The organism is Stenotrophomonas sp. S41, assembly GCF_016624625.1.
In the GTDB taxonomy this organism is placed as follows: domain Bacteria; phylum Pseudomonadota; class Gammaproteobacteria; order Xanthomonadales; family Xanthomonadaceae; genus Stenotrophomonas.
Genome location: NZ_JACVTV010000105.1, coordinates 1 through 15,322 on the forward strand (window position 1 = coordinate 1; position 15,322 = coordinate 15,322).

At 69.0% G+C, this 15,322-nt stretch carries 10 protein-coding genes; 6 read left to right on the forward strand and 4 right to left on the reverse strand.

The annotated features are described in order from the left end of the window. Nucleotides 1-120 precede the first annotated feature (120 nt). Nucleotides 121-669 carry a Dps family protein gene (locus tag IAE56_RS17430; protein ID WP_108769705.1) on the reverse strand — a complete coding sequence of 183 codons (549 nt, stop codon included), beginning with the start codon at nucleotides 667-669 and terminating at the stop codon, nucleotides 121-123. A gap of 86 nt (nucleotides 670-755) precedes the next feature. Here IAE56_RS17430 and hrpA point away from each other — a divergent pair, with 86 nt between their 5' ends. Continuing rightward, the gene (gene hrpA, locus IAE56_RS17435; RefSeq protein ID WP_200753397.1) at nucleotides 756-4,838 is read left to right on the forward strand and encodes an ATP-dependent RNA helicase HrpA; all 4,083 of its coding nucleotides are present in this window, start codon (nucleotides 756-758) and stop codon (nucleotides 4,836-4,838) included. Between the two features lie 47 nt (nucleotides 4,839-4,885). On the opposite strand, the gene IAE56_RS17440 is transcribed toward hrpA, so the two are convergent. The 3 genes from IAE56_RS17440 to pgaC are packed head-to-tail and all read right to left on the reverse strand — an operon-like array spanning nucleotide 4,886 to nucleotide 7,174. After that, on the reverse strand, nucleotides 4,886-5,410 hold the full coding sequence (locus IAE56_RS17440; RefSeq protein WP_108769703.1) for a hypothetical protein: 525 nt from the start codon (nucleotides 5,408-5,410) through the stop codon (nucleotides 4,886-4,888). A 58-nt stretch (nucleotides 5,411-5,468) separates the two neighbouring features. Next, on the reverse strand, nucleotides 5,469-5,921 hold the full coding sequence (gene pgaD / locus IAE56_RS17445) for a poly-beta-1,6-N-acetyl-D-glucosamine biosynthesis protein PgaD (protein ID WP_200753398.1): 453 nt from the start codon (nucleotides 5,919-5,921) through the stop codon (nucleotides 5,469-5,471). Then, nucleotides 5,918-7,174 (reverse strand): poly-beta-1,6-N-acetyl-D-glucosamine synthase, encoded by a 1,257-nt coding sequence (pgaC, locus tag IAE56_RS17450; protein WP_200753402.1) that lies wholly within the window; start codon nucleotides 7,172-7,174, stop codon nucleotides 5,918-5,920. Before pgaC ends, pgaD begins: the two co-directional genes overlap by 4 nt. Nucleotides 7,175-7,417: 243 nt before the next feature. Here pgaC and IAE56_RS17455 point away from each other — a divergent pair, with 243 nt between their 5' ends. The 5 genes from IAE56_RS17455 (at nucleotide 7,418) to IAE56_RS17475 (ending at nucleotide 15,230) form a co-directional block, all read left to right on the forward strand. Beyond that, complete coding sequence (locus IAE56_RS17455; RefSeq protein ID WP_200753399.1) at nucleotides 7,418-9,577, forward strand: bifunctional (p)ppGpp synthetase/guanosine-3',5'-bis(diphosphate) 3'-pyrophosphohydrolase; 2,160 nt, start codon at nucleotides 7,418-7,420, stop codon at nucleotides 9,575-9,577. Nucleotides 9,578-9,607: 30 nt separating this feature from the next. Then, nucleotides 9,608-11,179, forward strand: a complete 1,572-nt coding sequence (locus IAE56_RS17460) for a hypothetical protein (RefSeq protein WP_200753400.1) — start codon at nucleotides 9,608-9,610, stop codon at nucleotides 11,177-11,179. Between the two features lie 9 nt (nucleotides 11,180-11,188). Continuing rightward, entirely contained in the window at nucleotides 11,189-12,181 is a 993-nt protein-coding gene (locus IAE56_RS17465; RefSeq protein WP_234456169.1) for a glycosyltransferase family 2 protein, read from the forward strand. Nucleotides 12,182-12,255: 74 nt separating this feature from the next. Beyond that, nucleotides 12,256-14,697, forward strand: a complete 2,442-nt coding sequence (gene mrcB / locus IAE56_RS17470; RefSeq protein WP_200753401.1) for a penicillin-binding protein 1B — start codon at nucleotides 12,256-12,258, stop codon at nucleotides 14,695-14,697. Continuing rightward, nucleotides 14,697-15,230: a hypothetical protein gene (locus IAE56_RS17475; protein ID WP_108769697.1), complete on the forward strand. Its 534-nt coding sequence runs from the start codon at nucleotides 14,697-14,699 to the stop codon at nucleotides 15,228-15,230. The genes mrcB and IAE56_RS17475 overlap by 1 nt, the downstream gene beginning before the upstream one ends. The last annotated feature ends 92 nt before the right edge of the window (nucleotides 15,231-15,322 follow it).

Here is a 15,322-nt window from a genome sequence, read left to right on the forward strand (position 1 = left end):
GTCCCCCTCAACCGGACCCACCCCGCCAACCCACGGATAGCCAGCTTTTGAGGTTGACGTTGCACTGGCTTGAGGCTTCGGCGGGTGCAGGGCGCAGCCCTGCCGAAGCCCCCCAAACCCTTACTGGAGCAGGGAACGCAGCATCCAGGCGTACTTCTCGTGGGTCTGCAGGCGCTGGGTCATCAGATCCTCGGTCGGGGCGTCGTCGGCATCGTCCGCCACATCCAGCACTTCACGCGCCGTACGGCAGACTGCTTCGTTGGCGACCACCAACTGGCGTACCATTTCCCGCCAGTCCGCACTGTCGGTCAGGCCCGGCTCCTCGGCGATCGAGGTCAGCGCAGCAAATTCCCGGTAGGAGCCCGGGGCATTGAAACCCAGCGCACGGATACGTTCGGCCACATCGTCCAGCGCCGCCCACTGCTCGGTGTACTGCGTCTCGAACATGGTGTGCAGCGAGTTGAACATCGACCCGGTCACGTTCCAGTGGAAGTTGTGGGTCTTCAGGTAGAGCGTGAACGCGTCCGCCTGGAACCGCGACAGACCGTCGGCGATCTTCTTGCGGTTGCCCTGGGTGATCCCGATATCGATGTTGGGTGCCGACGGTGCCGCCGCTGCAAGCTTCTGCTTGGCGGTCTTGGGCTTGGTCGTGCTCTTGGTCTTCGCCATGGGGTTCCTCCTTGTGGAATCGTTGGCCTTCACAGTAAATCAGTCTCGATGACTGGTCGCTTTCAAAGTTTTGAACGAACCGATTGATGAACGCTATCGATAAAAATCCGTCACCCCGCCTGCGCCAACAGCGTGCCGCCATCGACGGCGCCATGAGCCGCGACCGGGGCCGTTTGCTGGGAATGCTCTCGCGTTGCCAGGCCAAGCCGCAGGATGCGGCGCTGGCCGCCACCTTCGAGCAGGCCTTGCAGGCGTCGGTGCAGCGCCGGCAGGTGCGGGCGCAACAGCAGCCGGCCATTACTCTGGACCCGCAGCTGCCGATTGCGCGTGAAGCCGAGGCGATCATCGGCCTGATCCGCGACCACCAGGTGGTGGTGATCGCCGGTGAAACCGGCTCGGGCAAGACCACCCAGCTGCCGAAACTGTGCCTGGCCGCGGGCCGTGGCCAGGCCGGCATGATCGGCTGCACCCAGCCGCGACGGATTGCCGCACGTGCGGTGGCCAGCCGCGTGGCGCAGGAACTGCAGAGCGAACTGGGCCAGCTGGTCGGCTACCAGGTGCGCTTCAACGACAAGGTCAGCGAAGACAGCCGCATCAAGTTCATGACCGACGGCATCCTGCTGGCGGAGATCGCCAGTGACCGCTGGCTGTCGAACTACGACACGATCATCGTCGACGAGGCGCACGAACGCAGCCTCAACATCGATTTCCTGCTGGGCTACCTGAAGCAGCTGCTGCGCAAGCGCCCGGACCTGAAGCTGATCGTGACTTCGGCCACCATCGATACCGAACGCTTCGCCCAGCATTTCGACAATGCGCCGGTGATCAGCGTGGAAGGCCGCACCTACCCGGTGGAAGTGCGTTACCGCGCGCTGGAAGGCGAGGGCGAAGCGCAGGGCGAGCGCACCGTCAACGATGCCATCGTGTCGGCCATCGACGAGATCACCCGCCTGGATTCGCGCGGCGACGTGCTGATCTTCCTGCCCGGTGAGCGTGAGATCCGCGATGCGCACCAGTCGCTGGAGCGGCGCAAGTACCGCAATACCGAGGTGCTGCCGCTGTACGCGCGGCTGTCCAACCAGGACCAGGACCGGGTGTTCAATCCGGGCCCGAACCGGCGCATCGTGCTGGCCACCAACGTGGCCGAAACCTCGCTGACGGTGCCGCGCATCCGCTACGTGGTCGATCCGGGTTTCGCCCGCGTCAAGCGCTACAGCCCGCGCAACAAGCTGGACCGCCTGCATATCGAGCCGATTTCGCAGGCCAGCGCCAACCAGCGCAAGGGCCGCTGCGGCCGCATCGCCGAGGGCATCTGCTACCGGCTGTACGCCGAAGCGGATTTCCAGGCGCGGCCGGAGTTCACCGATCCGGAAATCCGCCGCTCCAGCCTGGCCGGGGTGATCCTGCGCATGCTGCAGCTGGGCCTGGGCCGCATCGAGGAGTTTCCGTTCCTGGAAGCGCCGGACGAGCGCGCGGTGGCCGATGGCTGGCAGCAGCTGACCGAGCTGGGCGCGATCGATGCCGAGCGGCGCATGACCACCATCGGCAAGCAGATGGCCCGCCTGCCGGTGGACGTGAAGCTGGCGCGCATGCTGGTGGCCGCGCAGGCCGCCGGCTGCCTGCGGCCGATGCTGGTGATCGCCTCGTTCCTGGGCATCCAGGACCCGCGCGAACGCCCGCCCGAAGCGCGCGGTGCGGCCGACAGCGCGCATGCGCAGTTTGCCGATGGACGCTCCGAGTTCGTCGGCGTGCTGCGCCTGTGGGATGGCTACCGGCAGGCCCACGAAGACCTGACCCAATCCAAGCTGCGCGACTGGTGCGGTCGCCACTTCCTCGGCTTCCTGCGCATGCGCGAGTGGCGCGAGCTGCACCGCCAGCTGCGCCTGCTGTGCGAGGAACTGGGCTGGAAGGAAGAAGCCACCGAGGCCTCGATGGCGCCGCTGCTGGCCGGCAGCAGTGCGCCGGCCCCGGCGCGTGATGATGCAGCGGCAGTGAAGGCCACCCGTGGCCAGCTGCACCGCGCCGCGCGCCTGGCCCGCGAAGGCAAGGCCGAAGCCGCACCGGCCCCCGTGGCCGTGCGCGCGCAGAAGGAACAGACGCCGGCCGGTGGTGGCTTCAGCGAGCGCGTGCGCGCGGCCGCCTACCAGACCCTGCACCGTGCACTGGTGGCGGGCCTGCCGACGCAGATCGGCCATCGCACCGAGAAGGGTGATTTCCAGGCGCCGCGCCAGCGCCGCTTCCTGCCGTTCCCGGGCTCGGCGCTGTCCAAGCGTCCGCCGCCGTGGCTGCTGGTGGCCAACCTGCTGGACACGCAGAAGGTCTGGGGCATGACCCTGGCCGCGATCGAGCCGGACTGGGTGATTGCCGAGCTGCCGCACCTGCTGCTGCGCAAGCACTTCGACCCGCACTGGTCGCGCGCGCAGGGCCAGGTGCTGGCCTCCGAGCAGATCAGCCTGTTCGGCCTGGTGCTGGCACCGAAGAAGCCGGTGCACTACGGCCGCATCGAGCCGGGCGAAGCGCATGACATCTTCGTGCGCCAGGCCCTGGTGACCGGCGAGATCAACACCCGCGCCAGCTTCGTCGCCGACAACCAGAAGGTGCTGGAACTGGCCCGCGAGGAAGAGGCCAAGCTGCGCCGGGCCGGCATCGTCGCCGACGAGGACTGGCAGGCGCGCTGGTACCTGGACCGCGTACCGCCGCAGATCCATTCGGCCGCCGGCCTGGACACCTGGTGGAAGGCGCTGCCGCCGGAACAGCGCAGGACCCTGCACTGGTCGCTGGTCGACCTGCTGCCGGGTGAGGGCAGCGAGCAGGAGCGTTACCCCAAGTACCTGCCGCTGGGCCAGGCGCGGCTGCCGCTGCACTACCGCTTCGAGCCGGGTGCCGACGATGACGGTGTGACCCTGGACGTGCCGCTGCACCTGCTCAACGCGCTGGACCCGGTGCAGCTGGGCTGGCTGGCGCCGGGCTTCGTGGCCGACAAGGCCTCGGCGCTGATCCGCAGCCTGCCCAAGGCGATGCGTCGCAACTACGTGCCGGCACCGGACTTCGGTCGTGCCTTCTTTGAGGCGTTCCCGCAGCCCAGCGCCGATGCCATCACCGGTGAGCTGGCGCGCTTCCTGTCACGCGCGACCGGTGCGACGGTGACCGCGCTCGATTTCGAGCCCGGTTCGATCGAACCGCACCTGCACATGAACCTGCGCCTGCGCGACGAGCACGGCAAGGTGCTGGCCACCTCGCGTGACCTCGATGCGCTGCGTGCGAAGTTTGGTGGCCGTGCCGGCGATGCCTTCGCTGCGCGTGCCGGTCGCGAAATGGCGGCCGACGGGCTGCGTACGTTCCCGGCGACGCCGATTCCGCTGCAGGTGCCCGGCGAAGCCGGCGTGCCCGCGTACCCGGCGCTGCTGGACGAAGGTGACAGCGTGGCGCTGCGCATCTTCGCCGACCGCCAGCAGGCGCAGGAGGCCCATCCGGTGGGCGTGCGCCGCCTGCTGGAGATCGCCCTCGCGGAGAAGGTGAAGCAGGCACGCAAGCAGCTGCCGGTCGCCCCCAAGACCGGCCTGCTGTACGCGGCCATCGAATCGCAGGAACGCCTGCGTGGCGATCTGGTCGATGCGGCGATGAACGCGGTGCTGGCCGAGGGCCTGGAAGACATCCGCGATGCGGCGGCCTTCGAACAGCGTCGCGACCATGCGGCCAAGGCGCTGTTCGGCGAGGCGATGTCGCGGTTGAAGCTGGCCGAGACCATTCTGGCGCTGGTGGCCGAACTGAAGCCGCTGTTGGAGGCGCCGCTGATGGGCTGGGCGCGCGGCAACCTGGACGACATGGAAGCGCAGCTGGTCGGCCTGATCCATCCCGGCTTCCTGCGCGATACGCCGGCCGATGCGCTGGCGCAGTATCCGCGCTACCTGAAGGCGATGATCCTGCGTACCGAACGCGCCAAGCGTGATCCACCGCGCGACCAGGCGCGCATGCTGGAACTGACGCCGTTCCTGGATGCGCTGCGCGAAGGCGATGCGCAGGGCCTGCGCGAGCGTCCGCAGTGGCAGGCGCTGCGCTGGGACCTGGAGGAACTGCGGGTCTCGCTGTTCGCACAGGAGCTGGGTGCGCGCACCGGCATCTCGGCGAAGAAACTGGCACAGCGGGTGACCGCGCTGCGCCAGCTGTAACGCGATGGCGCCGGGCGATGCCCGGCGTCATCGGGTGGGTCGAAACGTTATTTGGTGCGGCGGACCTTCGCCTGGGTGTTCACGCCTTCCACCTTCATGTACCAGACGCCCAGCAGACCGGGGTTCATGCTGACCTTCGGCGACGTCTTGCGGACGCCGGCCAGGGTGGTGGCATCGGTCTGTTCCCAGGTCTGGCCATTGTCCAGGGTATAGATGCGGCCCTTGCCGAAGCCGCGGAACTCGCCCTCCAGCACGCCGGTGATCGGCTCCTTGCTGCCGAAATCGAAGAAGCCGCGGTTCTTGACGATCACTTCCTGGCGGCCTTCCTCGCGCGCTTCTTCGCGCACGGCGGCCACGGCCTCGGTGGTGGCTGCTTCGACCTTGCCCTGCAGCCAGCGGTTGAGCGTGGCCAGTTCGGTGGCGCTGAGCTTGTCCAGGCCGGCGGCCTTGAACTCCTGCGGGCTCATCTGCTGCTGCAGATCGCCATCGACAACGCGCTGGGCCAGGGCCGGCAACGCAACGGTGCACAGAACGAGGGCGACACACAGCGGGCGCAGCAGACGCAGGGGCATGGCGTTTCTCCTGGATGTGGCCCGAGTGTAGAGCAGCGCAGGCGACGCGGCACCTGCCCTAGGGCGTGCGCTGCGACCGCCAGGCGCTGACCGGCCGGGCCTGCTCATCCATGCGCACGGTCACCACCCGGTGTCGGCGCAGGGTGTGCATCACCTGCGGCGGCGCCTGCAGCCGGGCCTGCACCGCGGCATCCGCCACGTCCGAGCGACGCAGGCGGCGGTCGGCATCGGCAAACCGTGCCCGGTTGTACTCGGCCCAGCCGATCAGCAGCAGCCCGCACAGCAGGGCGATGATCGGCAGCGACGCCAGGATGAAGGGGTCGACCGCGTTGCGATGCAGGTACAGGCGCTCCCAGCCTGCGTGGATGCCGAGCACCCAGGCAACCAGGGTCACCAGCGGCACCCACAGCCAGGCGTAGGCCGACCAGGCCAGCAGGGTGGCTGCGCGTTGCAGGAAACGTTTCTGCCGTCCCAGGCGCTCGGGACGGACGATGACAGGTGGTGGCGTCATGAAACCCCTCGGTCCGGGCTGATCCAGCGTGCGCGGCGTTGTTGGCGCCAGGAAAGAATCGTCCGCGGCAGGGCCACCACCGCGGCGGCCATGCCGATGGTCCAGAAGGCGAGCGGGTACCAGATGACCCAGTAGAACTGGCGCGCCAGGCCGCGTTCGTAGCGGCGTTCGATCAGCAGGCTGGTACCGAACTGCAGCAGGCACACCAGGGCCAGCACCACGCCATGCCAGCGCGGCAGCAGGGTATCCACGTACAGGGCGCGCGGCAGCGGCATCACTTTGCCGAGCAGCCACAGCAGCACGATGACCAGCATGGTGTAGGCCCAGGCCAGGCTCAGCGCATATTCCAGCAGTACGCCCCACATCCGCCGCCGGCGCCAGGACAGCACCTTGCGGCCGTGCTGCAGCAGCACTTCCACGCCGCCGCGGGCCCAGCGCAGGCGCTGCCGCCACAGCCCGCGCAGGGTCTCGGGCATCAGCACCCAGCTCAGCGCATTGGGTTCGTAGCGGATATCCCAGCCATCCAGCTGCAGGCGCCAGGAGATGTCGATGTCCTCGGTGACCATGCGGTCGTTCCAGAAGCCGACCCGGTGCAGCGCAGTGCGGCGGAACGCGCAGATGGCGCCGGACAGGGTGAACAACCGGCCATACACGCGCTGGGCACGCTTGATCAGGCCGATGATGGCGGAGAACTCGCCCACCTGCATGCGTGCCAGCAGGGTGGTGCGGTTGCGCACGCGCGGGTTGCCGGTGACCGCGCCCACGCGCGGCCCGTCGATCAGGTGGCCGACCATCCATCGCGTGGCATGCGGGTCCAGCAGCACATCGGCATCGGCGCAGACCAGATATTCCGAGCGTGCGGCCAGTGCGCCGATGCGCAGTGCATTGGCCTTGCCCTGGTTTTCTTCCAGGTGCACCACGCGCAGGTTCGGGTACTGCGGCAGCAGGCCCTCCAGCACCGAATCGCTGGCGTCGCTGCTGCCATCGTTGATGGCGATGATCTCCAGGCGCGGGTACACCTGGGCGGCGATCGCATGGATCGTGTCGGCGATGTGGGTGGCTTCGTTGAAGCAGGGCACCAGCACGCTGACCGGTGGCTGGCTGCGCAGTGGCGGCGGCGCGTCAGGGCGCGGCGCACCGCGTTCGCGGCGCAGGTAGTAGTAGATGCCGCCGACCATCCAGAAGAAGGCCATCACCACCGGATAGAAGAAGGCGAAATTGAACAGCAGCGTGACGAGTGAAACGTTTTCCATCCACGACATCGGCACTCCCCGCAGGCATGCTGCGGAACACCACCGCAGCGGCCTCGACCATGCCGCGCCGTTTGTAAACCCGATGTGGTTCCCTGAACCATCCAGTCAGGAAGCAGGGTGCCGCGCCTGCCGCCACCGTCAGGTGCCGGCATGAACACATGAGCGCCGATGGTGGCCGTGGCGATTGTTCCTGAACGGGCGGAGCGTTACCGTAGAGCCCTCTGTCTTTGATGTCCGACTGCTGTGAACCGCGCGTCTGTCCCCGGCCTGGAAGCCTTGTTGAACCGCCCTGCGGCGGCGGTGCTGCCCGCGCCGCTGCGCGAAGCCCTGCTGCAGCTGTGGGAAGCTGCCGATACCTCGCACGAGATGCGCGGCAGCAGCTGGTCGGTACTGGCCGATACGCTGGATGCGCTGGCCCTGCTGTCGGCCGACGAAGGCGCGGTGCTTGCTGCGCTGCTGTTCGACCTGCCGGGCCTGCGCGCGCACCTGGACACATTGCCGATGGGCGGCCACAAGACGGCGGTGATCGGCCTGCTCGACGGCCAGGACGCTGCCGACCCGGTCTGGGCGCTGCATGCCGGCCGCGAGGCGGGGCGCAACAGCGAAGGCCTGCGCCGCCTGCTGCTGGCCATCATCCACGACCTGCGGGTGGTGCCGATCCTGCTGGCCCGCCAGCTGGCACGCATGCGTGCAGCCGACAAGCTCGACGAAGAGCAGCGTCGCGCACTGGCCCAGCTGACCCGTGACATCCATGCCCCGCTGGCCAACCGCCTGGGCATCTGGCAGTTGAAGTGGGAGCTGGAAGACCTGGCGTTCCGCCACCTGGAGCCGGACACCTACCGCCGCATCGCACGCGAGGTGGACGAGACGCGCATCGCCCGCGAGCGCTACGTCGAGCACGTCAAGAAGACGCTGTCGCGCGAGCTGGCCGCACAGGGCATCCATGCCGAAGTGAGCGGGCGGCCGAAGCACATCTACAGCATCTGGCGGAAGATGCAGAAGAAGCGGCTGGCCTTCGACCAGCTGTATGACATCCGTGCGGTGCGGGTGATGGTCGACGACGTGGCCGCCTGCTACGCCGCGCTGGGCGTGGTGCATGCGCTGTGGGCGCCGGTGCCCAGTGAGTTCGACGATTACATCGCCCGCCCCAAGGCCAACGATTACCGTTCGCTGCACACCGCCGTGGTCGGCCCGGAAGGGCGCACCATCGAAGTGCAGATCCGTACGCACGACATGCATGCGCAGGCCGAGCTGGGCGTGGCCGCGCACTGGAAGTACAAGGAAGGCAGCAAGGGCGCCGAAAAGGCGTTTGATCGCAAGATCACCTGGATGCGCCAGCTGCTGGAGCAGGCGCAGGAGGGGCAGGGCAACGAACTGGCCGGCGCGCTCGATGCCGAGCTGACCGAAGACCGCGTCTATGCACTGAGCCCGAAGGACGAGGTGCTGGACCTGCCGCAGGGCGCCACCCCGCTCGATTTCGCCTACCAGGTGCACACCATGGTCGGCCACCGCTGCCGTGGCGCCAAGGTCAACGGCCGCATCGTGCCGCTCACCTACCGGCTGCGCAGCGGCGACCGGGTGGAGATCCTGACCGGCAAGGAGGCCGACCCGCGCCGCGACTGGCTGATGCCGGCACTGGGCTTCCTGGCCAGCAACCGTTCGCGCGAAAAGGTGCGCAGCTGGTTCCACAAGCTGGACCGCGCGCGCAACGTGCAGGCCGGCCGCGAGCTGCTGGAGCGCGAACTGAAGCGCCTGGGCCTGCAGCATTCGGACCTGGCCGCAGCCGCGAAGAAATTCCATGCCGACAGCGTCGACGACCTGTACATCCAGGTGGCGCTGGGCGATACCGGGCCCAACCAGGTCAGCCGTGCGCTGCTGGAAGCCGAGCGTGCGGCCAGCCAGCCGGCGCCGGCGCCGACCCTGCCGCGGCCGACCGCGCGCCGCGAGAACCTGGGCAAATCCAAGTTCACCGTGCAGGGCGTGGGCAACCTGCTGGTGCAGCTGGCGCGCTGCTGCCAGCCGGTAGCCGGCGAGCCCATCGTCGGGTACCTGACCCGTAGCCGCGGTGTCACCGTGCATCGTGCAGACTGCGCGTCGCTGGCGCGCCTGTCCGCCGCCAGCCCGCAGCGCATCCTGCCGGTGGAATGGGGCCAGGCCGGCAACGGTTATGAAGTGGACGTGGTGGTCGACGCGGTCGACCGCCGCTGGCTGCTGAAGGACATCACCAACCTGATCGCACAGGAAGACGCGTACGTGCTCGATATCCATAGTGACAACGTGCGCAACAGCGGCCGCGCGCACCTGCGCCTGCGCCTGAAGGTGAGCGATTACGGCCAGCTGTCGAACCTGCTGGGCAAGCTGGATGCACTGCCGGGCGTGAGCGAGGCGCGTCGTCTGGGCTGAGCTTCACGCTGCCCCGGCTACCCTGCACGCATGGAACGCGAGCCCCCGCATCGCCGCCACGGCGCCGACCACCCCGCGCTGGACCGCGTTCGCCGCGAGGGCCGCTGGTGGTGGCTGCAGGCACGCCACGCGCGCCGGGTCTGGCGCTGGGCACTGCTGGCGGCGGTGGTGGTGTTCGTGGCGCTGGTGCTGCTGCGCAAGCCGCTGGCCGACTGGTTCTGGGACGAACCGCAGATTGAGCAGCTGCTGGCCGAAGGTGATCGCGCGCTGGCCGCAGGGCGGCTGACCGCAGCCGATGGCAGCGGCGCGCGCGAACGCTACCAGGCCGCGCTGGCCCTCGACAACGATCGCCTGCAGGCGCGACAGGGGCTGGCAAGCACCGGCGTGGCGGCGCTGCGGCAGGCGCATGAGCGGCTGCAGGCCGATGATCTCGAGGGCAGTGCGCAGGCGCTCGCGCTGGCCCGTGAACTGCAGGTGCCGCAGGGCCAGGCCGATGCCGTGGCGCGGCAGCTGCAGGCGCGGCGCAGTGCGGGCGCGGGGATCGGCGCATTGCTGGCGCAGGCGCGCAATGCGTTCGCGGCTGGCCGCCTGGATGAAGGGGACAGCAGCGCACTGCCGCTGTTCCAGCGCATCCTGGCCCTGCAGCCGGACAACCTGCCGGCGCTGGAAGGGCGCGAGGATGCCCTGAGCGACCTGCTGCAGCGCGCCCGCGCGCTGGCTGCGCGCGGCGAGCTGGCGCAGACCGCGGTCCTGCTGCAGCGTGCGCGCCAGTTCGATGCCGGTCACAGCGATCTGCCGGCCAGCCAGGAAGCACTGGCGCGCGCGGTCGACCAGCGCCTGCGGCAGGGCCAGCGTGCACTGAAGCAGCAGACGCTGGACGCCGCGGGCAACGCCTTCGACGCCGTGCTGGCAGTGGCGCCCGATGATCCCAATGCATTGCGCGGCCGCGAACAGACGGCGCAGGCGCTGCTGGCACGCAGCCAGCGCCAGGCCGCCGATTTCCAGTTCGAGGCGGCCGAGACCGACCGTGCGCGTGCCGCTGCACTCGGCGCATCGCAGGCGGCATTGCAGCAGGCGGCGCAACGCATCCAGCGCGCCCAGCAGGCGCGGCAGGCACAGCAGCAGCCGGCAGTGAGCACGGCCCAGCGCGAGCGGAAGCTGCGCGACCACCTGCGCCAGATCGATCGCGCCGAGCGCGAAGGGCGCTGGATCAGCCCGCCCGGGGACAGTGCGTTCGACGCGCTGCGTGAGGCACAGGCGCTGGCGCCGCGCGATGCACGGGTGAGGGCGGCTGCCGCGCGCCTGCTGCCGGCCAGCCGCCAGTGTTTCGATGACAACCTGCGGCAGAACCGGGTGCAGGCCGCGGGTGCCTGCCTGCAGGCCTGGCAGACCCTGGCGCCGACCGCGGCAGGCCTGCCGTCGGCACGGGTGAGGCTGGCACAGCGCTGGCTGGCCATCGGCAGTGAGCGGTTGGGCCGCGGCGACGTGGCCTTCGCCGCGGCCGCCGTCGACCAGGTGCGCCAGCTGCAGCCGGACCTGCCGGAGCTGGCCGCGTTCGAGCAGCGCCTGCGGCAGGTGGGTGCGGAGTCCTGGCGTCGCTGAGCCTGCGCCATGGGAGAGGAGTCGGGTATAGTCCAGCGGCTCCAACTTTCCCCCCGCCTGGCCATGTCCCGCGTAGCGACCGCCTCCGATCCCGATGCATCCCGCGTCTGCGCGGTGATCGTTACCTATGGACCGGACCCGGTTCTGTTGCAGCGGGTGGTCGACAGCGTCCTGCAGCAGGTGGGGCATCTGGTGGTGTTCGACAATGGCAGTGCCACTGTCGACGTCGCGGCGATGGTGGGCGATAGAGCGGGTGTCAGCCTGGTGGCATCCCCGCACAACGTGGGGCTGGGCTGCGCGTTGAACCGCGCGTATGAAAAGGCGGACGCGCTGGGATTCGACCATGTCCTGCTGATGGACCAGGACAGTGTCCTCGCCCCGGGCATGGTCGATGTGCTGTGGACGGCCCTGGTCGAGCTTGCGCGGACCGGGCCGGTGGCTGCCGTCGGCCCCCAGTTCCGCGATTCCCGCAGTGGCGTGCTGGCGCCGTTCGTCCGCTTTGGTTTTCCGTTCAACCACAAACTGCGGGGTGGACCGGGCCAGCGCGTGTCGTGCGACTTCCTGATCACCTCCGGCTCGCTGGTGCCGATGAAGGCGCTGCGGGAGATCGGCCCGATGGACGAGGGACTGTTCATCGACAACCTGGACATGGACTGGTGTTTCCGTGCCAAGCGTGCCGGCTACGCGCTGTATGGAATCTGCGATGCGCAGATGAGCCACAGCATCGGCGAGGAACTGCTGCCGTCGCGGGCGAAGCCGGACGGCGTGATCGTGCACAAGCCCTTTCGCTTGTACTTCATCATGCGCAACCGGGTGCTGCTGTACACCCGCGCGTACACCCCGCGCGTGTGGGTCGCCCAGGACATTCCCCGGCTGCTGCTGAAGCTGGTGGGCAACGGCCTGTTCCTGGCTCCACGCCGGGTTCGACTGCGGTTCATGTTGAAGGGGCTGTGGGACGGGATGCGGGGCGTGACCGGCGGTCTACCGCCGGGTAGTCGCTGAACAGGTGGAAATCCGGGCCTTTCCTGCGGGAGGGGCTGGGGTAGACTCGCCTGACCCTACATTCCCGCATTCCCGTGCCCCGACGCTACGATTCCGACGACATCGACGATTTCGACGACGACGACCAGCAGGACTCCGGTCCCCTGTGGCGCCGCCGGTTGATCACCTGGACCATGGCGGCAGTCGCGTTGGGACTGGGTTTCCTCATTCCCTACACGCTGTACCTGAACCAACAGGTCACCCAGCGTTTTGGCGAACTGCGCTGGCAGATTCCGACGCGTGTCTACGCGCGCCCGCTGGTGCTGGTGCCCGGCAAGGCCATGGACGCGGCCACGCTGAAGACCGAACTGGCCGCCTCGGCCTACCGCGATGATGGCCAGGGCAAGGACCCGGCCACCTACGCGGTGCAGGGCGGGCGCTTCACCATCTCCAGCCGCGGCTACAACGATGTCGATGGCCACGTCGCTGCCAAGCGCGTGGAGCTGTCGCTGTCCGGCGGCAGCGTCGCGTCGCTGCGTGACCCCGATTCGCGCAAGGCACTGAAGGCCGCCCGCCTGGATCCGGCGCGCATCGCCACGCTGTACGGGCAGAAGCAGGAAGAGCGCCGCCTGATCCGCATGAACGAAGCGCCCGACCTGCTGGTGACCGGCCTGCAGGCAGTGGAGGACAAGGACTTCAACCGCCACCACGGCATCGACCTGTCCGGCATCGCGCGCGCGGTGTGGGTGACCATCCGTTCCGGTGGCCAGAGCCGCCAGGGTGCGTCCACGCTGACCCAGCAGCTGGCCCGCAGCGGCCTGCTCGGCATCGGCAAGGAACAGACCCTCACCCGCAAGTTCAACGAAGTGCTGTACGCGCTGATCATGGAAGCGCGCTACGACAAGCGCACCATTTTCGAGGCCTACCTCAACCAGGTGTACCTGGGCCAGCGCGGCAGCCAGGCGATCCATGGCATGTCCTCCGGTGCCGAGTTCTGGTTCGGTCGCGACCTCTCCTCGCTGGATACCGAGCACATCGCGCTGCTGATCGGCCTGGTCAAGGGGCCGTCCTACTACGACCCGCGTCGTAACCCGGAGCGCGCGACCGACCGCCGCAACTTCGTGCTGGGCAAGCTGCACGAAGCAACCCTGATCGATGACGCCGAGTACCAGCGTGCGCTGAAGGCGCCGCTGGGCGTACCCAAGAGCCCGGGCCTGGTGGCGGCCAACCGCTTCCCCGCCTATGTCGACCTGGTGCGTCGCCAGCTCGGCCATGACTACCCCGAATCGGCCCTGCAGGGCGCCGGCCTGAGCGTGATGAGCGGCATGTCGCCGTCCGCGCAGGCCTACGCCGAAGGCGCGGTGACCCGCACCATCAAGTCGCTGGAGAGCAAGCGTCGTCCCGAGCTGCAGGCGGGCATGGTGATGACCGATGTGCACAACGGCGACGTGGTGGCGGTGATCGGCAGCCGCGAAGTCTCCGAGGTCGGCTTCAACCGCGCCATCGAGGCACAGCGCCCGGTCGGTTCGCTGCTGAAGCCGTTCGTGTACCTGCTGGCCCTGGCCCAGCCGGACCGCTATTCGCTGGCCAGCTGGGTCGATGATTCACCGGTGACGGTGCAGCTCGGCCGTGGCCGCAACTGGAGCCCGGGCAACGCCGACAACCGCAGCCACGGCACGGTGCGGCTGATCGACGCGCTGGCCCATTCCTACAACCAGGCGACCGTGCGCGTGGGCATGCAGGTCGGCCCGGAACGGGTGACCCAGCTGATCCACGTGCTGGCCGGCATCAAGGCGGATCCCAATCCGGCGGTGATCCTCGGCTCGACCGACCAGAGCCCGTACGCGATGGCCCAGCTGTACCAGTTCCTGGCCTCCGGCGGCGAGATCCAGCCGCTACATGCGGTGCGTGGCGTGCTCGATCCGCAGGGCAAGCTGCTCAAGCGCTACGACAAGACCCCGGCCCCGGCCCAGGAAGGCGATTCGATTGCCGCCAACCTGATCAGCATCGGCCTGCAGCAGGTGGTCGCCAGCGGCACCGCGCAGCGCCTGAACGCCGATGGCCTGGGCCGCCTGCAGCCGGCCGGCAAGACCGGCACCACCAACGATGGCCGCGACAGCTGGTATGCCGGTTACACCGGCGACCACCTGGCAGTGATCTGGATGGGCAACGACCAGAACGAACAGGCCGGCCTGTACGGCGCCACCGGTGCGATGCGGGTGTGGTCGGGCATCTTCCAGCGCCTGCCGAGTGCGCCGCTGAAGGTCAGCAACAAGGGCCTGGACTGGCAGTCGGTGGCCGCCACCGGCACCAACAGCACCGATGAAGGCTGCCCGGACGCCCGTCGTTTCCCGTTCGTGGTCGGCTACGCGCCGGCCTACGCCCCCTGCGCCCCGGCTGCGCTGCCGGACGAGCAGGGCGGTGAAAGCGAAGGCGGTGGCTGGCGCAGCTGGTTCGGCCTTGACCGCAAGCAGGAACCGCCTGCCGCCGAACCTGCCGCAGCGCCCGCTGCCGCCACTCCTCCTCCCAGCCGGTGATGCCGATGACCCTTCGATCCCTGTATCCGTTGCTGGCCGTGACCGGCCTGAGCCTGGCCCTGGCGGCCTGCGTGAGCAGCCCGCCGCCGGCAGCCAAGCCGGTGGACACCACCACGCCGGCCCAGCGCCTGGCCAACGTGGAAGCCGCCGCTGGCCCGGACGACAAGGAACTGTCAGTGCAGCCGCTGCGTGATTCGCAGGTGGAAGACCTGCGCCAGACCGCCCTGGCCCAGCGCCAGGGCAACGACCTGGCCGCCGCCGCCGGCAGCCTGGACCAGGCGCTGCAGATCGTGGCCGGCGACCCGGCGGTGCTGCAGGAACGCGCGGAGATCGCGCTGCTGCAGGGCCAGTGGGCCGAGGCGGAGACCTTCGCGCGCAAGGCGGTGGACCTGGGTTCGAAGACGGGGCCGCTGTGCCGCCGGCACTGGGCGACGATCGAGCAGTCGCGCCTGGCGCGGGGCGAGAAGGAGAATGCGGTGTCGGCGCATGCGCAGATTGAAGGGTGCACGGTGCCGGGGATCAAGCGGTACTGAGTTTCCAGCCAACGGCGCAGCCCCTCGTGGCTGGCCGGTCGGTAGAGTCGACTGTTAGTCGACTGGCCTTGCGAGGTGGGCCGGGCGGGTGG